The organism is Streptomyces mayteni (genome assembly GCF_054783955.1).
In genome coordinates this window covers 154733-176724 of sequence record NZ_BAAGPR010000005.1, presented here as the reverse complement: position 1 = coordinate 176724, position 21992 = coordinate 154733, and the positions used below count along the sequence as shown (strand labels likewise).

Below are 21992 nucleotides of genomic sequence, written 5' to 3'. Positions count from 1 at the left end.
GCCCCGCGCTGGCCGACGCGGGAGGCGCGCCGTACGCGGCGGCGCCCGCCGCCCGGCTCGAGGAGCTGCGGCGGTCGGCGGTCGAGGACCTGGCCGAGGCCGAGTTGGCCGCCGGGCTGCCGGCGGCCGTGCTGGCGACCACCGTGTTGCCCACCGTGCTGGCCGATCTCGAGGCACTGGTCGCCGAGCACCCGCTGCGCGAGCGGCCGCGCGGGCTGCTGATGCGGGCCCGCTACGCGGCCGGCCGGCAGGCCGAGGCGCTGGCCGGCTACGAGGAGTACCGGGCGCTGCTGGCCGACGAGTTGGGCACCGACCCGGCGCCCGAGCTGCGCGAGCTGCACCTTTCTGTGCTGCGCGCGGAACCGGCGCTGGCCCCGGCCGCGCCGGGACCGGCGCCGGCCGGGAACCTGCGGGCGGCGCTCACCAGCTTCGTCGGCCGGGACGAGGAGCTGCGGTTGATCGGCAAGCGGCTGGCCGAGGCGCGGCTCGTCACGCTGGTCGGCCCGGGCGGCGCCGGCAAGACCCGGCTCGCCACCACGGCCGCCGCCGAGCACGCCGCAGGCTTCGCGGGCGGCGCCTGGCTGGTGGAGCTGGCCTCGGTCACCGACCCCGAGGACGTGGCCAGGGCCGCGCTCGACGCGTTGGGCGGCGGTCCTGCCGCCGTCTTCGAACGGCACCGCACGCCCACCACGCCGCGGGACACCCTCGACCTGCTGGTCGACACGCTGTCCCGCGGCCCGACGCTGCTGCTGCTCGACAACTGCGAGCACCTGGTGGTGGCGGCGGCCCGGCTCGCCGACCAACTCCTGGGCCGCTGCCCACAGTTGCGGGTGTTGGCGACCAGCCGCGAACCGCTGGGCATCTTCGGCGAGGTGCTGTCGCCCGTGGCGTCGCTGCGGCTGCCGGCGCCCGCGGCGGGCGCCGACGAGGCGGCCGCCAGCCCGGCCGTCCGGCTGCTCGCCGACCGGGCGGCCGCGGTCCGGCCGGGGTTCACGGTGCACGAGGGGAACGTCGGCGCGGTGCGCGAGATCTGCCACCGGCTCGACGGGCTGCCGCTGGCCATCGAGCTGGCCGCGGCGCGGCTGCGCACCCTCGACCCCGACCACCTGGCGTCCCGCCTCGACGACCGGTTCCGGCTGCTGACCGCCGGCAGCCGCACCGCCCTGCCCAGGCACCAGACGCTGCGCGCGGTGGTCGACTGGAGCTGGGAGCTGCTGACCGAGGACGAACGGCGGCTCGCCGAGCGCCTCGCGGTGTTCGCCGGCGGCGTGACCCCGGCGAGCGCCGAGGGGGTCTGCGGGCTGGCGGCCGGCGAGGCCCTGGAGGCGCTGACCTCGCTCGCCGACCGCTCGCTGCTCCAACTCGCCGACGACGGCGACCCGTCGGGGCCGCGGTTCCGGATGCTGGAGACGCTGCGCGAGTACGGCGCGGAGCGGCTGGCGGCGGCCGGGCTGACGCGCGAGGTGCGGGACGCGCACGCCGCCCACTTCCTGCGGCTCGCCGAGACCGCGGAGCCGCGTCTCCGCCGCCACGACCAACTGGAGTGGCTGGCCACGCTGCACGCGGAGCGGGACAACCTGCTCGCCGCCCTGCACCACGCCACGGCGGTGGGCGACGCGGACACCGCGGTCCGCCTGGTGGCGGCGCTCGGCCTGTTCTGGACGATGCGCGGGAACCACGCGGAGGCCGCCCACTGGCTGCGGCTGGCGCTCGACGTGCCGGGCGAGTCGCCGTGGACGGCACGGGCCGTGGCCACCAGCATGTTCGTGCTCAACGCCGCGGCGGCCGGGCGCCCTGGCGAGGCATGGCCGGAGGCCGAGCGGCTGCGCGACGAGCTGGCGCGCTCGGACGTGGACACCCAGGGGCTGCCGATGCTCGGCGTGCTCCAGCCCGGCCTCGCGATGTTCGCCGACCGCACCGAGGAGGGGCTGCGGCTCTCGGTCCGGGCCCTCGACCACCCCGACCCGTGGACCCGCGCGATGCTGCGCCTGATGCGGGCCGCGATCCGCGAGAACGACGGCGATCCGGCCGGCGTCTGGGAGGAGTTGGGGCCCGCGGTAGCCGGCTTCCGGGAGATCGGGGACCGCTGGGGTCTCGGGATGGCGCTGCACCTGCTCGGCGAGCAGCACCGGCTGCGCGGCGACCTCGACGCGGCCGGCGAGGCGTTGTCCGAGGCGCTGCGGCTGATGGGCGAGCTGCGCGCCGAGCCCGACCTGGAGCAGGTGCGCGTCCGGCTGGCCGTCATCCGCGCCGAGCAGGGCGAACTCGACACGGTTCGTGAGGAGTTGGCCGAGCTGGCGGAGGCCGCCGACCGGCGCGGCGCCGGCTACCTGGTGGCCCACCTGCGGCTCGCCCTGGGCGAACTCGCCCGCCGCTCGGGCGAGTTCGCGGAGGCGAGGGAGCAGTACACGGGCGCGCTGCGCCACGTCGACCGCCAGACCTTCGTCCAGCCGCAGCTGAGCGCGCTGCTGCGGGCCGGCCTCGCGATGGTCGCGCTCGCCGGGGAGGACGGGGTGGACGGGGTGGACCCGGCCGCCGCCCTGCTCGGCCAGGCTCTGGCGGAGGCGGTGGACGTCCAGGACATGCCGGTCGTGGCCAGGGTCGGCGTCGTCCTGTCGAGGCTGTGCGCCGGGCGCGGCGAACCGGCCGTGGCGGCCGAGGTGTTGGGCGCGGCGGAGGCGCTGCGCGGCACGCCGGACAGGACCGACAGGGACGCCGCCGAGCTCGCCACCCGGCTGCCGGCGGAGCTCGGCGCCGTCGCCTACACGGCGGCGTTCGAGCGCGGCCGCGGCCTCGACCGGGACGCCGCCATCGGGGCGCTGCGCGCCGCCACCGGCCAGGCCCCCGGCCGGCGGACGGAGGGCGACCCGTCCGCCGGCACCGGCTACGCGGCGCGCCGGTAGGCGCGGACGGCCAGCGGGAAGAACACCGCGAACAGGCCGGCCGACCACAGCAGCGTGGAGGTGACGGGGCCGGCCACCGGACCCGAGTTGATCAGTCCGCGGGCCGCCTCCATCACGTCCGTCACCGGGTTGACGTCGACCCACCACTGGAGCCAGCCGGGCAGGGTCTCGGTCGGGGTGATCATGTTCGTGCCGAAGGTCAGCGGGAACATGGCGAGGAACATGATGCCCTGCACCGCGCCCGGCTCCCTGAGCTTCACCCCGAGCAGCACCGAGATCCAGATCAGCGAGAACGCGAACACCATCACCAGCAGGCAGGCCGCCAGCACGGACAGCAGGTCGGTGCCGATCCGGAAGCCGAGCGCGTAGCCGAAGCCGAGCAGCACCGCGATGCAGACCACGAACCTGATCATGTCGCCGAGTACCGAGCCGAGCAGCGGCGCGGAGCGGGCGATCGGGAGGCTGCGGAAGCGGTCGAAGACGCCCTTCCTGATGTCGGTGTTGAGGTTGACCCCGGTGGCCACGGTGGCGAAGACCACCGTCTGCACCATGATCGCGGGCAGCAGGAACGTGAGGTACTCGGTGGTCGATCCGGAGACGGCGCCGCCGAGCAGGTAGACGAACATCACCACGAAGATGATCGGTTGCAGCGTGACGTCGAGCAGCTGCTCAGGGGTGCGGAGCGTCTTGATCAGGCTGCGCCAGCCGAGCGTCGCGCTGTGCGAGAGGACCCGGGTGCTCATGCCGTCGCCTCCGCCCGCTCCTGCTCGGCCGCCGGCCGGTCGGTCCCGGCCCCGTGCCCGGTGAGGGTGTGGAAGACCTCGTCCAGGCTGGGCAGCCGCAGCGACAGCTCGGTGACCGCGATGCCCCGCTCGGCGAGCGCGGCCACCACCGGGGCCAGCGCCGCGTCGCCCTCCACCGGCACGCCGAGCACCCCGCGCCCGGGCGAGTCGGGGCGCTGACCCGCGATCCGCTCCAGCAGGGTCGCCACCTCGGGCAGCCTGGCCGGGTCGAGCGGCCGCACCTGGAGGGTCTGGCCGCCGACCACCGCCTTGAGCTCGTGCGGGGTGCCGTGCGCGATGACGGCGCCCCGGTCGATCACCGCGATGTCGTCCGCGAGCGCGTCGGCCTCCTCCAGGTACTGGGTGGTCAGCAGCACCGTGACGCCCTGCGACACCTGCTGCCGCACCAGCGCCCAGACGTCGTCCCGCTTGCTGGGGTCGAGGCCGGTGGTGGGCTCGTCGAGGTAGACGACCTCGGGCCTGGCGACCAGGCTGGCCGCCAGGTCGAGCCGGCGGCGCATGCCGCCCGAGTAGGTGCGGGCCCGCCGCCCGGCGGCCTCGGTGAGGTCGAACCGCTCCAGCAGCTCGGCGGCCCTCGCCCTGGCCTCGGCACGGGGCAGGTCGAGCAGCCGGCCGATCATCACCAGGTTCTCGGTGCCGGTCAGGTCCTCGTCCACCGAGGCGTACTGGCCGGTGAGCCCGATCCGCCGACGCACCTCCTCGGCCTGCCGCACCACGTCGTACCCCGCCACCTCGGCCCGACCCCCGTCGGGCCTGAGCAGCGTCGCGAGTATCCGCACGGCCGTCGTCTTGCCGGCGCCGTTCGGCCCCAGCACCCCGAGCACCGTGCCCGACCTGGCGGCCAGGTCGACCCCCGCCAGCGCCGTGGTCGCGCCGAAGCGTTTGACCAGTCCCTCGGCCCGAAAGGCGTATGTCACGACGCCTCCCCTCCTGTTCGTCCTCAGCTGTCGATACCCGACCGAGCCTGCCGTGCCGCGCTGTCAGACCCCGCACAGCGGGCTGTCAGCGCGGCACGTCGGACGACAGGCCGCGGCCCGCTACGGCCGGCAGGTCACGTCGGCGGCCGGCAGCCGCCCGCTGGCCAGGTAGGCGTTGACCCGCTCGTCCACGCAGGCGCTGCCGTACTCGCCGTAGACGCCGTGGTGGGCGGCGCCTTCCAGGGTGACCAGCCGGGAGGACGGCCACAGCTCGCGCACCGCCTCGGTCCCCGGGTACGTCGTGCGGGGGTCGCCGGTGGCGCCCACCAGCAGCGCCGGCACGTCGCCGCCGACCACCGTCGGCGCCTCGGCCGGGCGGCCCCAGAACTCGCAGGCGTTGACGTTGGAGACGACGGGCGCGGCGAACGGGTTCGCGCTCCTGCCGGCCTCGACGTCCCGCCAGTAGGCGCCGAGGCCGCGCCGCTCGGCGACGTCCCCGCAGAGGATCGCCAACTGCGCGCTGGCGTACGGCGATCCGGCGCCGGTGGTCAGGGACGCCAGCTGCTCAGCCTGCGCCGGGGTCGGCTCGGCCGGCTCCCCCGCGGCGACGCGGGCCAGCAGCGCCACGGACTCGGCGAGCGCGGCCCGCGGCTCGTCCAGGTCGCTGCCGAGGCCGCTGAACAGGACGATCGGCAGCAGGTGCGCGTCGAGCCGGTACTCCCCGACCCGCAGCGGCGCCTCGGCCGCGGCGGCGTGGATCCGGTCCACCGCGGCGAGCACCTCCCGCCGGCTGCCGCCCAGGCCGTAGGCGTCGTCCCGCTCGGCGACCCACGCCGCCCAGCCACGCAGGGCGCGCTCGTTGGCGACCCCCGCGTCCTGGAGCAGCGTCTGCCGGTAGCGCGCCGGGTCGATCACGCCGTCCAGCACCATCCGGTCGGTCCGGCCGGGGAAGAGCGTGGTGTAGACCTCGCCGAGGTAGGAGCCGTACGAGTAGCCGAGGTAGGAGATCCGGTCCTCGCCCAGGGCGCCGCGCAGCACGTCCATGTCCCTGGCCGTGTTGCGGGTGGTGACGTACGGCAGCACGTCGCCTTCGGTCCGCTGGCACCGCCTGGCCAGGTCGTGGGCGCGGGCGGCGGAGCGGGCGAACGAAGCCAGGTCGGGGCCGGCGGAGTAGAGGCCGGTGCCGATGTCCCAGCCGCAGTCGAGCGGCGTGGAACGGCCCACGAACCGGGGGTCCATGCCGATCAGGTCGTAGCGCTCGGCGACGTCCCCCAGGTCGGCGGCGACGCTGAGCGGCATGTCGAGCCCCGCCCCGCCTGGCCCGCCGTTGTTCAGGAACAGCGGGCCGACGCGACGCTCACGGTCGGTGGCGGGCAGCCGGGACAGCGCGACGGTGATGGTCCTGCCGCGCGGCGCGGCGTAGTCGAGCGGCACGGTGAGCTCCGCGCAACTGGCCCCCGCGTCGTCGAGCTCCCGCCCCGTCGCGTCGTCCGGGCCGAGCGCACAGCCGTGCCAGTCGAGGACCTGCCCGTGATACTCCCGCAGCGGGTCGCCGCGCTCGGCCCCCACCGAAGGACTCGCCACGGCGCAGGCCCCCAGGACGGCGGCCGAGGCGACGGCCGCACGTAACCATCTGTGTTTTCCCATGCGCCCCACGCTATGCGGCCCCCACCACCACCCTCACTGGCGCCCACCACATGGTTCGTGGTGGGGCCACCCCTACCCTCCGGGGGCTCGCGGAATCGCCCGTCACTGCCCCTCGGCCATCAAGCGCGCCCCACGCGGGGACCCTTGCCCGGGCCTCCGGCCCGCTGCCCACCGGGCTCCGCCCGGGCAGGATAGACATGGGCCTGCGGCCCGGTGACCTCCAAGCCTCCAGGCCTGCCGGCCCGAAGGGCCGCCGGGACGGCCAGGAGACCGTCGGCCACCCGACGGCCGGCACCACCCGGCCCACGCGGACGCGGGATCGCGGCAGCGCGGACCACCGGCTCCGGGTTCCGGGTTCCGGTGGGAACGGGCCTGCGGCCCGAAGGGCCGCCGGCCGGGCGCCCCGGCGCCGGTACCCGACCGGATGGCCCACGTCGCCCCAGCCGGTCCGGGCCAACGGCCCGGTGGGCCGACGTCACCAGGCGCGTACGTACGAGGGGCCACCGGCACCGGGCCGGTGGGCCGACGCACGAGCACTGGTGCGCCGCCTGCCGGCCGCGCCGGGCCGCCGGGCCCCGGCTCCGGCCAGGGGGCCGACCGCCCGCCGTACGGGCCAACGGCCCGAAGGCAGATCGGGCAGCCAACGCCCGGATCACAGCGGTCAGCCCGAAGGGCGACCACAGTTCGGCCCGGAGCCACCGGCCGCCTGACGGCCCACCACGGCCCGAAGGGCCGCCCCGCCTGGGCCCGGGCCTACGGCCCGAAGGGCGGCCGGCCGCCGCAGCGCGGGGCCCCGGCCGGAGCCCCGGGCCTGCGGCCCGGCAGGGCGGGCGCCGCGAAAGGCCGTTCGCCCAGAACACGGCCTAGAACACCGCCTCGGTCTCGTCCATCCGGTACTGCGGCACCCGCTTCAGTTCCATCGTCGCGTTGGCCAGCGGCGTCATCACGATCTCCGTGCCGCGCAGTGCCGTCATCATGCCGAACTCGCCGCGGTGGGCGGCCTCCACCGCGTGCCAGCCGAAGCGGGTGGCCAGGACGCGGTCGTAGGCGGTGGGGGTGCCGCCGCGCTGGATGTGGCCCAGGATGACCGGCCTGGCCTCCTTGCCCAGCCGGTTCTCCAGCTCGGCGGCCAGCCGGTTGCCGATGCCGGCGAACCGCTCGTGGCCGTAGGGGTCGATCTCGCCGCGCTCGTACGGCATGGAGCCCTCGGCCGGGCGGGCGCCCTCGGCGACGCAGATCACCGCGAACTTCTTGCCGCGGTCGAACCGCTCCTCGACCATCTTGCAGAGGTCGTCGACCTGGAAGGGACGCTCCGGGATGCAGATGCCGTGCGCGCCGCCCGCCATGCCGGCCTCCAGCGCGATCCAGCCCGCGTGCCGGCCCATGACCTCGACGACCATGACCCGCTGGTGCGACTCCGCGGTGGTCTTGAGCCGGTCGATCGCCTCGGTGGCGACGCCGACCGCGGTGTCGAAGCCGAAGGTGCGGTCGGTGGCGGAGATGTCGTTGTCGATGGTCTTGGGGACGCCGACCACCGGGATGCCCGCGTCCGCCAGCATCCGGGCCGCCGTCAGGGTGCCCTCGCCGCCGATGGGGATCAGCGCGTCCAGGCTGAGCTTGTGGCGGAAGGCCTCGGCGTTGTCGCAGGCCTCCCGCAGCCTGGCGCGCTCCAGGCGGCTCGAACCGAGGATGGTGCCGCCGCGGGCCAGGATGCCGCTGACGGAGTCGATGTCGAGCTCGCGGTAGCGGCCGTCGAGCAGGCCCTTGAAGCCGTCCTCGAAGCCGATCACCGAGTCGCCGCGGTCCACCACCGCTCGATGCACGACCGACCTGATCACGGCGTTGAGGCCGGGGCAGTCACCGCCCGCGGTCAGTACTCCGATACGCATGATGGGGCGTTCTCCTGCTCGGTTGGACGTTGGTGCGTTTGCCCGACGGCACCGGGACGACTCGGGCGTGACACGGACGATAGGAATTCTTTCACGGGCCCGAGGCACGACCGCAAGGCGCTCAGCGCCCCGGCGCGCGCCCCCTCCCGGCCCCCGGGTACGGTCGGGAGAAAGGCCCACGCGGGCATGCTGCCCGCACCTTGAGCTACGGCGCCAGAGGGGGACCATACAAAGCGACAGGGACGGCTGCTGTGACGCGCAGTGTGTACGTGACCGGCATCGGTCGGGGAGATGGCCGGCAGGTGATCGAGCTGGGCATCATGGAGATGCTGACCCGGCAGGTGGACCGGGTCGGGGTCTTCAGGCCGCTGGACCACGACGCGCCGGACCCGGTCTTCGGGCTGCTGAAGGGCCGCTACCGGCTCGCCCAGCGGGCCGAGGAGGCGCGCGGCATGAGCTATCGGGAGGCCGCCGCGCTCCAGGCCGAGCGCGGCACCGACGAGCTGGTCACCCGGCTGGTCGACCGCTTCCACGCCGTCGCCCGCGCCTACGAGGTGGTGCTGGTGCTCGGCAGCGACTACGCCGACACCCAGCTGCCCGCCGAGCTGGCGCTCAACGCCCGGCTGGCCAACGAGTTCGGCGCCGCCCTGCTGCCGGTGGTCGCCGGCACCGGGCAGAGCGCCGAGTCGATCACCGCCGAGGTACGCAACGCCCACCACGCCTTCACCTCGCTCGGCTGCGACGTGCTCGCCATGGTCGCCAACCGGGTGCGGGACGACGAGGCGGTGCGGGCGGCCCGCGACCTCGGCGCCGGCGGGCTGCCGGTCCCCGTCTTCGTGCTGCCCGAGGACCCGGCGCTCTCCGCGCCCACCGTCAACCAGGTGGCGGCCGCGCTGGGCGCCGAGCCGCTGCTCGGCGACCCGACCGGGCTCGCCAGGGACGTGCGGGGCTTCGTCTTCGGCGGCGCGATGCTGCCGACGTTCCTCGCCGCGCTCACCGAGGGCTGTCTGGTGATCATGCCGGGGGACCGCGAGGACCTGCTGGTGGGCGCGCTGGCCGCGCACTCGGCCGGGGCGCCTCGCATCGCCGGGCTCCTGCTGACCCTGGGCGAGCGCCCTGGCGCGCGCACCATGGCGCTCGCCGAGCAGCTCGCGCCCGGTATCCCGGTGCTCTCCGTGCCGGGCGACTCGTTCTCCACCGCGACCGCGCTCTCCGGACTCGAGGGGAAGCTGACCGCGGCGACCCCGCGGAAGGCGGAGATCGCGCTCGGTCTGTTCGAGGCGCACGTGGACACCACGGCCCTCACCCGGCACCTCTCGGTCGGCAGGAGCGAGCGGGTCACCCCGATGATGTTCGAGCATGAGCTGATCGAGCGGTCCCGGGTGGACCGCCGGCACGTGGTGCTGCCCGAGGGCACCGAGGAGCGGGTGCTGCGCGCCGCCGAGGTGCTGCTGCGCCGCAACGTGTGCGACCTCACGCTGCTCGGCCCGGTGGCCGCGGTGCGCAAGCGGGTCGCCGACCTCGGCCTCGACGTGCGGCTGCTCGACCCGGACGAGCCGGTGGACCCGGCGAGCCCGGTGCCGAGCGCCCGGGTGGTCGACCCGGAGACGTCGCCGCTGCGCGAGCGGTTCGCCGAGCGGTACGCCAGGATCCGCGCCCACCGCGGCGTCTCCTACGAGTTGGCGCACGACGTGGTGGCGGACGTCTCCTACTTCGGCACGCTGATGGTCGAGGAGGGCCTGGCCGACGGCATGGTGTCCGGCGCCGCGCACTCCACGGCGGCGACGATCCGCCCGGCGTTCGAGGTGATCAAGACCAAGCAGGACGCCTCCATCGTCTCCTCGGTGTTCTTCATGTGCCTGGCCGACCGGGTGCTGGTCTACGGCGACTGCGCGGTCAACCCCGACCCGGACGCGACCCAACTGGCCGACATAGCCATCCAGTCGGCGGCCACCGCGGCCGGCTTCGGGGTGACGCCGCGGATCGCGATGCTGTCGTACTCGACCGGCACCTCGGGCTCGGGCGCGGACGTGGACAAGGTGCGGGAGGCCACCGAGCTGGTGCGGCGGCTGCGGCCCGACCTGCTGGTGGAGGGGCCGATCCAGTACGACGCGGCGGTCGAGCCCACCGTGGCGGCGGCGAAGCTGCCCGGCTCGCCGGTGGCCGGCCAGGCCACCGTGCTCGTCTTCCCCGATCTCAACACCGGCAACAACACGTACAAGGCGGTGCAGCGTTCGGCGGGCGCGGTGGCGGTCGGCCCGGTGCTCCAGGGGCTCCGCAAGCCGGTGAACGACCTGTCGCGCGGCGCGCTGGTGCAGGACATCGTCAACACGGTGGCGATCACCGCCATCCAGGCCCAACAGGCCCGAGGCGACAAGGAGTCCGCGGCATGACCGGGGCGACACGGGTGCTGGTGCTCAACTCCGGCTCCTCGTCGGTGAAGTACCAGCTGATCGACATGCGGGACGAGGCCAGGCTGGCCGTCGGCCTGGTGGAGCGGATCGGCGAGCGCGTCGGCCGGCTCACGCACACCCCGGCCGGCGGCGAGCGCCGGGAGCGGGAGCTGCCGGTGCCCGACCACGGCGCCGCGCTCCGCCTCGCCGCCGAGGAGCTGGCCGCGGACGGACAGGGGCTCGACTCCCCCGAACTGGCCGTGGTGGGCCACCGGGTGGTGCACGGCGGGCGGACCTTCACCGAGCCCACGCCGGTGGACGACGCGGTGCTCGCCGAGATCGAGCGCCTTGTGCCGCTCGCCCCGCTGCACAACCCGGCCAACCTGGCCGGCATCCGCACCGCCAGGGCGCTCAACCCGGACGTGCCGCAGGTCGCCGTCTTCGACACCGCGTTCCACACCACCATCCCCGAGCACGCGGCCCGTTACGCGATCGACGTGGAGACCGCGGACCGGCACCTGATCCGCCGCTACGGCTTCCACGGCACCTCGCACGCCTACGTGTCGCGCCGCGCCGCCGCGTTGCTGGGCCGCGACCCGTCCGAGGTCAACGTGATCGTGCTGCACCTGGGCAACGGCGCCTCCGCCTCGGCGGTGGCCGGCGGCCGGTGCGTGGACACCTCGATGGGCCTGACGCCGCTCGAGGGCCTGGTGATGGGCACCCGCTCGGGCGACCTGGACCCGGCGGTGGTCTTCCACCTGGCGCGGGTGGCCGGCATGCCGGTGGACGAGATCGACGCGCTGCTCAACATGCGTTCCGGGCTGCTCGGGCTGTGCGGGGACAACGACATGCGGGAGATCTCGCGCCGGATGGCGGCGGGGGACGCGGCGGCCCGGTTGGCGTTCGACGTCTACGCGTACCGGCTGCGGAAGTACCTGGGCTCCTACGTGGCGGTGCTCGGCCGGGTGGACGCGGTGGCGTTCACGGCCGGCGTCGGGGAGAACTCGGCCGAGGTGCGAGCGGCGGCCGTCGCGGGGCTTTCGGGACTGGGAATCGAGATCGACGAACGGTTGAACTCGGCGCCGGCGAAGGGCCCTCGGGTCATCTCGCCGGAGTACGCTCGGGTCGCGGTCGCCGTGGTGCCCACGGACGAGGAACTGGAGATCGCCACCCAGGCTTTCGCCCTGGCCCGGCCCCGGTAAGACACCACATTATTCCGGCACGGAACAAAACGAGTAGGATCGCCAGCATGCGCCGTTCCAAAATCGTCTGCACCCTGGGCCCAGCCGTCGACTCCTTCGAGAAGCTGAAGGCGCTGATCGAGGCAGGCATGAACGTGGCCCGGTTCAACTTCAGCCACGGCTCGCACGAGGAGCACGAGGAGCGGTACCACCGGGTCCGCAAGGCGAGCGAGGAGACCGGCGTCGCCGTGGGCGTGCTGGCCGACCTCCAGGGCCCCAAGATCCGGCTCGAGACCTTCGCCAACGGTCCCGTGGAGCTCCAGCGGGGCGACGAGTTCACCATCACCACCGAGGACGTGCCGGGCGACCGGTCGATCTGCGGCACCACCTACAAGGGGCTGCCGGGTGACGTCGCCAAGGGCGAGGCCATCCTGATCAACGACGGCAACGTCTCGCTCCAGGTCACCGAGGTGGACGGCCCTCGGGTGAAGACCATCGTGATCGAGGGCGGCGTGATCTCCGACCACAAGGGGATCAACCTGCCGGGCGTCGCGGTCAACGTGCCGGCGCTCTCCGAGAAGGACGTCGAGGACCTGGAGTTCGCGCTGCGGCTCGGCGCCGACATGGTGGCCCTCTCCTTCGTGCGCAACGCGGAGGACGTGCGGGACGTGCACCGGGTGATGGACCGGGTCGGCCGCCGGGTGCCGGTGATCGCCAAGGTCGAGAAGCCGCAGGCGGTCGACAACATGGAGGAGGTCGTCCTGGCCTTCGACGGTGTGATGGTGGCCCGCGGCGACTTGGCGGTGGAGTACCCGCTGGAGAAGGTCCCGATGGTGCAGAAGCGGCTGATCGAGCTGTGCCGCCGGAACGCCAAGCCGGTGATCGTGGCGACCCAGATGATGGAGTCGATGATCACCAACTCCCGTCCCACCCGCGCCGAGGCGTCCGACGTGGCCAACGCCATCCTGGACGGCGCGGACGCGGTGATGCTCTCCGCCGAGTCGTCGGTCGGCCGCTACCCGGTCGAGACGGTCAAGACCATGTCGAAGATCGTGGTCGCCGCCGAGGGCGAGCTGCTCTCCCGCGGCCTCCAGCCGCTGGTGCCGGGCAAGAAGCCGCGCACCCAGGGCGGTTCGGTGGCCCGTGCCGCCTGCGAGATCGCCGACTTCCTGGACGCCAGGGCGCTGGTGGCCTTCACCAAGTCGGGCGACACGGCCCGCCGGCTCTCCCGCTACCGCGCGACCCAGCCGATCCTGGCCTTCACCTCGGAGCCATCCACCCGCAACCAGCTCACGCTGAGCTGGGGCGTGGAGACCACGGTCGTCCCGCACGTGAACCACACGGACGAGATGGTGGAGCTCTGCGACGCCGAGCTGTCCCGCCTCAACCGCTACCAGGCGGGCGACACCATGATCATCACCGCCGGCTCGCCCCCCGGCGTCGCGGGCACCACCAACATGGTCCGCGTCCACCACATCGGTGGCCAGCAGGGCGTCTGAGGGTTTCCCGACTCTCCCGACTCTCCCGGCGGGGCGGCATCACGCCGCCCCGCCTTCTCGTGCCCCGCCTTCCCGCAATAGGGATCAACCCACCGTCGTCGGGCCGTCGTTGGTGGTGAAGTTGGTCATGCCCTGCATCGTCAGCTCGCCGCCGAACTGGCCGGCCTGGGTGACGAGGACGTCGGTGAAGTGGGCGATCGGGAGGTCGAGCGGCGGCTCGTGCTCGGGGTCGAAGACCACCGGGATGATGCCGAAGAGATTGCCCTCCAGGCGCTCGGTGTACATCGTCACCGTGCCGTTCCTGAAGGTGGAGTTGGATCCCGGGTCCGTGCCCACGTGGTAGCGCACCCCGCCCGGCGCGTCCACGATCTGGTGCAGGTCGCCGATGTCGATCAAATCGGCGGTGAACTTCAGCACCTGCTTCACGCTGCCGTTGGCGGTGGTCACGTTGACCACGCCGTGGTAGTCGAGGCCGCGCAGCGTCAGATAGGTGGCGTCCAGGTACCAGGGCTGGTCCGGCAGGACCAGCGGCGTCCGCTCGTCGGTGCCGGGCACCCGGCGCTCCTCGGGGCAGGGGAACGGCAGCCGGCCGAGATCGTCGGGGGCGAACGGGTCGACGGTCTCCACCTCGACCTCGTCCCGCTCCTCGGCGTCGTCCTCGCCGTCGTCAGGCTCGTCGGCCTCCGCCTCGGCCTCGTCCGTCTCCACCGCGTCCGGCTCCCGGGCGGCGTCCTCGGCCTCGCCCTCGTCCGCTGACGCCTCGTCGGTCCCGTCCGACCGGTCCGACTCGTCCTGCTCGGCGGGCGGCGCGGTCGGCTCCGGCTCGTCCGCCGGGTCGCCCTCCGGCTCGTCCGCCGGATCCTCGGGCTCAGCGGGCGGTTCCTCACCGCGGCCCGGGTTGAGGACGTCGCCGATGGCGTTGCCGAGCTCCTCGAGACCGCGCCCGACACCCAGCGGGTCCCACGGGTTCGGCTCCTCCGCCGCGGGTTCCTCGGTCTGCTCGGCGGGCTCCTGGGCCGCGTCCTGGCCCTCGGCCGGCTCCCGCTCGGTGGCCGCAGCGTCTTCCGCCGGATCCCGCGCCGCGTCGGACTCCATCGCCTCGTCCGTCGGCTGCGCGTCCGGCTCCGCGTCCTCGTCGGGCTCCGGTTCCGGCGTCTCCTCGTCCGTCGGCTCCTCGGACGGCTCCTCCGTCGGCTCCTCGGCCGAGTCCTCGGCCTCTGCCTCCGCCTCCGCGTCCGCCTCGTCCGGCATCTCGACGCACGGCGCGTCCTGGAAGGGGTTCTCCGGCTGGCTCGGGTCCGCCTTGGCGAGCGGCGAGGTGAAGCCCATGCCCATCAGCGCGGCGGACGGCATGGCCGCGAGCGCGATCGCCTTTCCCACCGGCATGTGGAGGCGGCGCAGCAGTGGTCTGCGTGGCGCCGCGTGCCGTGATCCCTCACCGTCCGCGGTGGTTATCTCTTCACTCGGCACCTTGGTTTCCCTTCCCCGGATCTTTCCCCCGCTCCGGTGCGGCTCCTTGGAAGGCCTCCAGTGCGCTGCCCGTCCCGGGAACCGGGGCCGGCGGCTCACCATCCGCCGCGGCGTCCCGTGCCGCGGTCGGCTGTGCTTCGCCCGGCATCCAGGCGATGCTCATGGCCCCGCCGACCATGCCGCCGAGGAATCCCACGAGGAAGCCACCGAAGTTGGAGACGACCAGGGAGACCAGCGCCAGCAGAATGGCGGCGACGCCCGCGAATATCCGTACGTGCGGCTGGAACCATATGGTCAGGCCCAGCACGATCAGCAGGACGCCGATCACCAGCGAACCGGCGCCGGCCGTGGTGGCCATGCGAATCGTGAGCTGACCGAACGTCAGGTTGGCATACGGGAAGTAGGCGATGGGCAGTCCTCCGATGAGGACCAGGAGCCCGGCCCAGAACGGCCGCCGCCACCTGAAGTGCCGGAACGCGACGCGCCCTCGGGCCAACAGCGAGATTCTGGGCATTTCCTCGGTCTTGGTGCTCACGGCACGTACTCCCCTGGTGGCGCGTTTCAGTGGCGGGATGCACGATACGGCGCTACGCCCTGGGGCAGAGACGCGCGTCTCCGCTCCCTGCCCCAGGCGTGGTCATGCCGTCAGAAACACTCCTGGCTCGTGCCCCTGTGCAGGCTCAGGCTCATATCGGTCAGCCTGAACGTGCCTGCGGACGTGGCCCAGGCGGTCTGCTCGACGTCGTTCAGCGTCGCATGGTCGGACTGCTGAGCGAACGAGCCGGGCAGCGTGCCCGGCTCGGGGTCGGGCCCCCTGGTGGTGGAATCCACGCTGACGCCGATGTCGATGTTGGTGAAGGTGGCATCGCCGGCGTTCAACTGAGCCAGATCGATGAACAGGTTGTCCGCCTCCACCGGGTTGTTCCGGTCGGACCCGGCACCGATCCGCACGGTGACATCACCGAAGAGCGGAACCGGGATGACCACCGACTGGCAGAGGTTGTTGATGGTGGCGTGATCGAACGCCGAGACGGCGACGGCTCTGGGTGAGCCGCCGGCGGGCGTGACGATCGTGCCGTACTGGACGAATCCCTCGGCATCGAGCCGGTCCACGCTCACCTTGAACTGCTGACCGGACACGGAGAACGAGGCGGCCAGCGCCCCCTGAGCGAGGGCGATACCTATGGCAGCGGTAGCGGCCACGCCCGGCACCATGACGAGGCCGAACCGCCGCCATCTCGTGCCGCCGCGAGCCTGTGACTCCATTGACTTTCCTCCTTCTCGGACGAACAACTCCACGGACTCCGCAAGCCCGTGGTCTGCCAAGCCGTCCGGGGCCCTGGAGAGGAGAAGTGCGTATCCCCGGGCATGCACCCCGGCGACAGCCACTGACCGTCGCCTTGGACGCGGCTGACAGCGAAACAGGTCCCTCCGCCCCTCGCGGGCCGTCGGGAACCCCCCTGTTCCGAGGCCGATGGGTGGCTCCATCGGCTTGGCCGATCGTGGTGCATCTCACGTCCCGGCACAAGGGGTTCGTTACTTGCGAGTAATAACGATGTGGCAAATGAGTGATCATCGCGTGCCGGTCGACACGCAGACGCGACCACGCGAAAGCCGCACCCTCCCTTCAACCAGACGTAACTCCCCAGTAGCCCCCTGCCCTTGTGACCGATTGTGATGACGGCCGCGAGTACCAAGTTTTGGTAAAGCGCGGCCGTCATGAAGTGTAGAAGAGCCGGTTCCCTCAGAAGAGCGCGCGCGAGAGCGCCGCACGCGCGCTGATGACGCGCGGGTCGTCAGGGCCGACGACCTCGAAGAGTTCCAGCAGCCGCACCCGCGCGGCGTCCCGGTCCTCCCCCGCCGTGCGCTGCACCAGGGACACCAACCGGCCGAAGGCGTCCTCGACATGGCCGCCCACCAGGTCCAGGTCGGCGGCGGCGAGCTGCGCGGGGACGTCGGTCGGCTTGTCGGCCGCGGCCTTGCGGACCTTCGCCGGGTCCGCCTCCTGCACCCGCTTGAGCAACCGCGCCTGGCCGAGGCCGATCGAGGCCTCCAGGTTGCCCGGCTCGTCGGCCAGCACGTTCTCGTACGCCTGGATCGCGCCGGCCAGGTCACCGCCGTCCAGCGCGGTGTGCGCCGCCGCCAGCGTCGGGTTGGCCGGCGGCTGCGGCGGGCCGGCCTCCTCCTCGCCCGCGGCCGCGGCCTGCTCCGGGTCGACCGGCGCGCCGACGATCCCGAACCGCTCCTCCGCGGCCTGGATCAACTGGTCGAGCACCTGCCGCACCTGCGGCTCGGGGGCGGCCCCCTGGAACAGCGGCAGGGCCTGCCCGGCGATCACCGCGAACACCGCGGGGATCCCCTGCACGCCGAACTGCTGGAAGAGCATCTGGTTCTGGTCGACGTCGATCTTGGCGAGCACGAACCGGCCGGCGTACTCCTCGGCCAGCCGCTCCAGGATGGGGCTGAGCTGCTTGCACGGCTGGCACCACTCGGCCCAGAAGTCGATGACCACGGGCACCTCGGTGCTGCGCTGCAGTACCTCCTGCTCGAACCCGGCCTCGTCGACGTCGATCACCAGTCGCGTGGCGGCAGCCGCCTGCTGCCCGCCCGGTTGGGCCGCCCGCTGGGCCCGGGCCCGCTCGGCCTTCTGCTTGGCCTCGGCGGCCGCCTTCACCGCGGAGAGGTCAACGGCTCCGCTCATGGACATGTTGCGTGGCTGCATGGCACCAGTCTCCCCCCTTCCGGAACCGTTCGGACACGCACCCGGCACGCGGCGCCAAGCGCGGTGGCCGTGAGGGCCACGGACCACTGGCCAAGCAGTGGCAGGGGGCCGTCCGCAGCGGGACGGCGACCCCCTGCCTGATGACACGAACGTGGTGTCAGACCTTCCGTTCCCGCTTCCACTCTTCGAACAGTTCCAGAGCCAACCAGTGTCCCCGGACGAACGCCATGTGCTCGGCTGAGACCCCGGTGCCGCCGCCCGAGGGGCGGGTAGGATCGGCGCCCCGCGCCAGAAGGAAAGCCGTGGTGTCAACCGTCAGTGGCTCACCTGTCTGGTCGTAACCGTCGATCTCGACGTCCACCGCATGGTGGAGAAGTGTCAGGCCGTGGTGCTCCTCGTGGATATCCGCTCCGGCACCCAGAAGCCTGCCCAGCGTCTCCAGGTCTTCTACCGCAACGGCCTGATGAGCGGGAGAAAACCCCGACTCCATGGTGTTCACCCCCAGGACACGTTGATCTGAACATTGGGGAAATCGCCCCGGAACTGGTTGATCACGGAACTGCATGACCCACATACCTCAAGCTCAGAGTACAAGTCTATGCGCCCGGTGACCGTCGAGGACGACCGCCCGATCTGGTTGGCGATGTAGTTGAGCAGCTTGAACTCTGTGTCGAAGAATCGGGAGTTGTTTGGGTTCTGGTTCGACAATGCCTGCGGGACGTAGCGCTGGGGGTTCCCATGCGCTCCAACGTTGGGAACGGTGTTGGCGCGCTCCGCAGCGCCGCTTACCGAGAGCAACGTTTGGCGGTCCAGCCCCTGGATGTTTACGTCGGCGGCAGCAATGTTGTTTCGTCTGGACACGCTGCCTGTGGCGCGGAGCTGCTCGGCGACGGTCCGTGGGGAGCAGTCGGCTGCGGCGAGCAATGGCTCCGTGATTGCCACCCGAGCCGGCCCGGTTGCTGCGAACGACGCAGCCTGAAACACCGGGCAGAGGCCAGCCCGTAGGCGGACCAGCATGTCGTCGTAGCGATCGAGGGCCCGGCGGGCACGCTGGACAGCGGACCAGTGGTCGGCGACACGCGAGGCCGTCCTGATGGCCGTCCTGACCGCCTCGAAGCCCTTGACCGGCGCCGCGAGGAACAGGCTGGCGATATCAACTAGAGACCACAGGCAACTTTCGACGTTGCCCTGACCAAGGCAACGACGCAGGTCGTTGATGCCGAAGTACTCCAGCAGGATCTCGCCACCGTTGTCGATCAACCAATCGATGACGTCGCGGTCGGCCTGGCTCTGTGCGCCTCTGTACTCGTCGACACAGGTCTGGCCGCACTCCGCGCGAAGCAACGCCTCATCGTCCAGGGCAAGTGGCGGCCCACCGAACCCAGTACCGCCGGTGACGGGGTCCGGAGTGGTCTCGGCCAGCGCAGCGCGCTGGGCTTCCCACTCTCGGCGTGCCTCTTCCTCAGCCCGCTGGGCCGCAGCGTCGGCCTCCTGCGCGAGGTCATCGGCGTTCGTCGCCGCCGCTTCTGCAGCGTTCGCGTCGGTGTCGGCCTGCTGAGCAATCCCACGTGCCTCGCTCGCATCCGCTTCGGCGGCATCGGCATGCTGGTCGGCCCGTTCGGCATCGCGTTCAGCGTCCGTGGCCTCGTTGTCGGCGTGATGCGCCTCGGACTCCGCCTGATTAGCCGCTTGACCCGCCATATAGGCGTCTTCCGCCGCCCGGCTGCCGTGCGCCCGAGCCTGTTCCGCCGCCGATTGCGCGGCGGACGCGGCGCGCGCGGCCTCGCGGGCGGAAGACCGGGCCGCGGCCACCGATTCCAGCGCCGCAGCAGCATCCTCGGCAGCCTCGGCGGCGGCCTCCGCAGCCGCACGGCTGTCGGCATCGGCCTGTTCGGCAAGTCGGCGTGCCTCCGCCGCTGCCGCAGCCGCAGCTCGGGACTTGGCCTCTGCTGCCGCCGCCTGCTGTTCGGCGTGCGACTTTGCGGACTGGCCGGTCAGCACCGCCAAGCCGGCTGCCGGATCGGACTCCTGGTACGGGGTACCCAGGGCGATGGCCTCGTTGGCCGGATTGATGGTCGCCGTGGCCGCGTCACGAGCCGCAGTTGCGGCCAGCGCGGTGGCATAGGCTCCGTTGGTCGTCGCCAGGCTGTCTTCTTGGGCCGCGTTGGCCTCATCCCGCGCCGCGACAGCGTTCTCCCGCGCCTCGGAAGCCGCCTGTGCTGCGATGTCGGCCTGGGCCTGCGCACCGTCAGCCTCCTGAGCGGCTGTTTCCGACGCGTCGATAGCGTTGGCCGCTGCCGATGTGGCCCGATCGGCTGCCGCATAGCTGACGTGAGCGGAGTCCCACGCGGTGGAGGCGTGCGCGCGGGAACGTTCCGCAGCGGCCGTGGCTCGGGTCGCCGCAGCACGGGCCGCAGTGGCCTCAGCTCCCGCTTGGTCGGCTGCTGCGCGGGCTGACGTGGCCGCTGCCGTCGCAGTGTTGGCTTCAGCCTGTGCTTCGTCGGCCGCCGCACGGGCTTCTGCCGCATTCTCCGTGCCCTCGGTGGCAGCGACGGCCGCACGCATCGCGGCCAAGCGAGCCACTGCCTCGTCCCGGTCCCGCTCGGCCCGAACGGCGTCATCCCGTGCCTGGCGGGCACGATCCTCAGCTTCCTCGGCACTTCGGCGCTGTCCCGCAGCCTCAAGCCCGGCTTCTGCGGCCTCATGAGCGGCGGTTCTGGCCACGGTGTGACCATCTTGCGCTCGGCCCAACGCCTCGGCGGCCCCGGTGCGGCGATCGGCAGCCTCAACGCGCGCCGATGCAGCCTCGTCGCGCGCTGCCTCGGCCGCCTCACGCTCAGCGCGGGCGGTGTTCGCGGCTTCCCGCGCCTCGGCCTCAGCGGCTACAGCGGTGGCCTCACCGGTTTGGGCCTCGACAGCCGCTTCTTCAGCACGTTCGGCGTGTTCGGCGGCAGCCTGGGCTGCTGATCGGGCCTGTTCGGCCGCCTCCTCGGCAGCAGCGCGTCGGAACTCGGCCTGGACGGCATGAGCCCGCGTCTGGGCCAAGGACAGCAAGGTCGCGCTGTTCGCCACGCTGGCCTGTGCGGCGCTGCGCGCCGTCTCCGCCGCGTATGCCGCCGCATCGGCGGCTGCGGCGGATGCGGTCACCACCTGCACGGCCTGCTGGGCGTGGGCGAGCCCACGGCCCTCGGGGTAGCCGGCGGCGGCCGCGATGTCCGCCGCTTCCTGCTGGGCGGTCTGCGCGCTGGTGACCTGTTGAGCGGCGGCGTTGGCCGCCGTGCGCGAATAGGCGGCCACCTGTGACACCGTGTTACGTGCCGTCGACAGCTCGCTGGTTGCTCTGGCGAATTCCTGCTGCGTCGGATAGCGCGGATCCGTGGTGGGACGTCCGCTCCAGTACCGCTGCCACCGCAGGAGGTAGTCAGCCCACCATGCCTGGGTGACCGCAACGATCATGCCCTCATGAGCGCGGATCAGCTCGACGAACGCCGCCACCTCGGTGGCACCGATGGCGTCGCGCTGCTCAGCCTGCGAGGCGAGTTCCGTCATCCACTCGTCGTGGGCGACAGAGACCTGCTCGGTCAGCACCCCGCCCACAGCATCGATCAGCGGATCGCCGCTGTCGCAGGAAGCCCACCGCGCTTTCAGCTCCTCCACGCCGAGCTCGAACTCGAGTGTGCCGGGCTCGGGAGCCGTGGTCGGCACCCCGCCGTACAGTAAGAACATCCGAGCGTCGTCTGCGGAACCCGAGAGACGGATCTGCTCAGCCATCCACGTGCTGGCGAAGTCCCCGTTCTCATCCGCGACCTGAGCGACCCTGGCCAGTGCCTCCTGGCTTGGGCGTGGCGAGAGTTGGTCACTCATGCCCGGCACGGCGCCAGAGCCATCAGCCAACGAGAAGAGGAAGTCCTGATACTCGTCGGAGTAGTCCGGTGGCTGGTACCCGAGGGGATCGTCCCCGTTGTAGTACCGCTGAGCCATGCCCTCAAGCTCGGCCACCTGATCCCCGACAAGGGACCGGATGCTCTGCGCGTAGTCGAAGTCGTTCAGCGCCGCTTCGCGCAGCGGACCGCTGATGCTCAGGTATGACAGGACCTCACGCAGTTGGTCCTCAGGCCCCGCCATCAGGCCCTGGGCCGTGATCTTCACGTACGGCCCACCGGCGTGCAGGATGCGCCCGGCCCGGCACTGGTCCATGCGCCACTGGACCTCCGGCGTGATCTCCGCCGCGATCGACGGCGCCGTCTCACCGGCGGGAGTCGTGTCGTCGCCGGCGACTGGCTCGGCCAGCGTGAGCGACAGCGACGTCACAACCAGCAGCGCCGTTGTTTTCAGCAGTGCGGACGCTCGCTGAGCTCCGCGCCATCGATTATCAGGTCTTCGAAAAATCTTGCTCAAGGCATCTCCTCGTTCGTTTGCGATGACATGCTTCGAACGAGGTGTGCCGGAGGGCCACGGGGACACAACGGCCAAGCCATGAGAGCCGCACCGCCAGGCATACGCACCACGACATGCCGCGCGTGCTCGGCCATGGCCGGTTCCCTCCCCATGAACACCAACCAGCCAGA

The 21992-nt window shown here is 72.4% G+C and carries 14 protein-coding genes; 4 read left to right on the top strand and 10 right to left on the bottom strand.

Translation table 11 applies throughout. The annotated features are described in order from the left end of the window. Nucleotides 1–2903: ATP-binding protein (locus ACYVPE_RS04400; protein WP_461032032.1), on the top strand; the 2903-nt coding region annotated here is incomplete at its 5' end. Here the strand turns inward: ACYVPE_RS04400 and ACYVPE_RS04395 are convergent. The 4 genes from ACYVPE_RS04395 to ACYVPE_RS04380 form a co-directional block, all read right to left on the bottom strand. Further along, nucleotides 2885–3646 (bottom strand): ABC transporter permease, encoded by a 762-nt coding sequence (locus tag ACYVPE_RS04395; protein ID WP_461032031.1) that lies wholly within the window; start codon nucleotides 3644–3646, stop codon nucleotides 2885–2887. The genes ACYVPE_RS04400 and ACYVPE_RS04395 overlap by 19 nt on opposite strands. Then, on the bottom strand, nucleotides 3643–4623 hold the full coding sequence (locus ACYVPE_RS04390; RefSeq protein WP_461032030.1) for an ATP-binding cassette domain-containing protein: 981 nt from the start codon (nucleotides 4621–4623) through the stop codon (nucleotides 3643–3645). The genes ACYVPE_RS04395 and ACYVPE_RS04390 overlap by 4 nt, the downstream gene beginning before the upstream one ends. A gap of 120 nt (nucleotides 4624–4743) precedes the next feature. Then, nucleotides 4744–6270: an alpha/beta hydrolase gene (locus tag ACYVPE_RS04385; RefSeq protein ID WP_461032029.1), complete on the bottom strand. Its 1527-nt coding sequence runs from the start codon at nucleotides 6268–6270 to the stop codon at nucleotides 4744–4746. Nucleotides 6271–7133: 863 nt separating this feature from the next. Next, nucleotides 7134–8159, bottom strand: a complete 1026-nt coding sequence (locus ACYVPE_RS04380) for an ATP-dependent 6-phosphofructokinase (RefSeq protein WP_132815308.1) — start codon at nucleotides 8157–8159, stop codon at nucleotides 7134–7136. Between the two features lie 251 nt (nucleotides 8160–8410). Here ACYVPE_RS04380 and pta point away from each other — a divergent pair, with 251 nt between their 5' ends. Genes pta through pyk form a run of 3 tightly spaced genes read left to right on the top strand, consistent with a single transcriptional unit; the run spans nucleotide 8411 to nucleotide 13232 of the window. After that, on the top strand, nucleotides 8411–10552 hold the full coding sequence (pta, locus tag ACYVPE_RS04375; RefSeq protein ID WP_461032028.1) for a phosphate acetyltransferase: 2142 nt from the start codon (nucleotides 8411–8413) through the stop codon (nucleotides 10550–10552). Continuing rightward, nucleotides 10549–11754 (top strand): acetate kinase, encoded by a 1206-nt coding sequence (locus tag ACYVPE_RS04370; RefSeq protein ID WP_461032027.1) that lies wholly within the window; start codon nucleotides 10549–10551, stop codon nucleotides 11752–11754. Before pta ends, ACYVPE_RS04370 begins: the two co-directional genes overlap by 4 nt. A 47-nt stretch (nucleotides 11755–11801) precedes the next feature. Beyond that, nucleotides 11802–13232: a pyruvate kinase gene (gene pyk / locus ACYVPE_RS04365; RefSeq protein WP_461032026.1), complete on the top strand. Its 1431-nt coding sequence runs from the start codon at nucleotides 11802–11804 to the stop codon at nucleotides 13230–13232. A gap of 84 nt (nucleotides 13233–13316) precedes the next feature. Here pyk and ACYVPE_RS04360 read toward each other — a convergent pair whose 3' ends face one another. From ACYVPE_RS04360 to ACYVPE_RS04335, 6 genes are all read right to left on the bottom strand, one after another. Continuing rightward, complete coding sequence (locus ACYVPE_RS04360) at nucleotides 13317–14702, bottom strand: prolipoprotein diacylglyceryl transferase (RefSeq protein ID WP_461032025.1); 1386 nt, start codon at nucleotides 14700–14702, stop codon at nucleotides 13317–13319. Next, nucleotides 14692–15216 (bottom strand): DUF6114 domain-containing protein, encoded by a 525-nt coding sequence (locus ACYVPE_RS04355; RefSeq protein WP_461032042.1) that lies wholly within the window; start codon nucleotides 15214–15216, stop codon nucleotides 14692–14694. The genes ACYVPE_RS04360 and ACYVPE_RS04355 overlap by 11 nt, the downstream gene beginning before the upstream one ends. Nucleotides 15217–15347: 131 nt before the next feature. Next, a complete protein-coding gene (locus ACYVPE_RS04350; protein WP_461032041.1) occupies nucleotides 15348–15968 on the bottom strand; it encodes a DUF6230 family protein in 621 nt (206 codons plus the stop codon). A 478-nt stretch (nucleotides 15969–16446) separates the two neighbouring features. Further along, nucleotides 16447–17424 (bottom strand): tetratricopeptide repeat protein, encoded by a 978-nt coding sequence (locus tag ACYVPE_RS04345; protein WP_461032024.1) that lies wholly within the window; start codon nucleotides 17422–17424, stop codon nucleotides 16447–16449. 157 nt (nucleotides 17425–17581) lie between these two features. Next, the gene (locus ACYVPE_RS04340) at nucleotides 17582–17914 is read right to left on the bottom strand and encodes an ankyrin repeat domain-containing protein (RefSeq protein WP_461032040.1); all 333 of its coding nucleotides are present in this window, start codon (nucleotides 17912–17914) and stop codon (nucleotides 17582–17584) included. Nucleotides 17915–17919: 5 nt separating this feature from the next. Further along, the gene (locus tag ACYVPE_RS04335; RefSeq protein ID WP_461032023.1) at nucleotides 17920–21822 is read right to left on the bottom strand and encodes a deaminase domain-containing protein; all 3903 of its coding nucleotides are present in this window, start codon (nucleotides 21820–21822) and stop codon (nucleotides 17920–17922) included. Nucleotides 21823–21992 lie beyond the last annotated feature (170 nt).

What these genes read in the sequence shown, in the direction of transcription:
- ACYVPE_RS04345 (WP_461032024.1), bottom strand. Translation starts at nt 17,424, where the DNA reads ATGCAGCCACGCAACATGTCCATGAGCGGAGCCGTTGACCTCTCCGCG.
- ACYVPE_RS04385 (WP_461032029.1), bottom strand. Translation starts at nt 6,270, where the DNA reads ATGGGAAAACACAGATGGTTACGTGCGGCCGTCGCCTCGGCCGCCGTC.
- ACYVPE_RS04370 (WP_461032027.1), top strand. Translation starts at nt 10,549, where the DNA reads ATGACCGGGGCGACACGGGTGCTGGTGCTCAACTCCGGCTCCTCGTCG.
- ACYVPE_RS04340 (WP_461032040.1), bottom strand. Translation starts at nt 17,914, where the DNA reads ATGGAGTCGGGGTTTTCTCCCGCTCATCAGGCCGTTGCGGTAGAAGAC.
- pyk (WP_461032026.1), top strand. Translation starts at nt 11,802, where the DNA reads ATGCGCCGTTCCAAAATCGTCTGCACCCTGGGCCCAGCCGTCGACTCC.
- ACYVPE_RS04395 (WP_461032031.1), bottom strand. Translation starts at nt 3,646, where the DNA reads ATGAGCACCCGGGTCCTCTCGCACAGCGCGACGCTCGGCTGGCGCAGC.
- ACYVPE_RS04355 (WP_461032042.1), bottom strand. Translation starts at nt 15,216, where the DNA reads ATGCCCAGAATCTCGCTGTTGGCCCGAGGGCGCGTCGCGTTCCGGCAC.
- ACYVPE_RS04380 (WP_132815308.1), bottom strand. Translation starts at nt 8,159, where the DNA reads ATGCGTATCGGAGTACTGACCGCGGGCGGTGACTGCCCCGGCCTCAAC.
- ACYVPE_RS04350 (WP_461032041.1), bottom strand. Translation starts at nt 15,968, where the DNA reads ATGGAGTCACAGGCTCGCGGCGGCACGAGATGGCGGCGGTTCGGCCTC.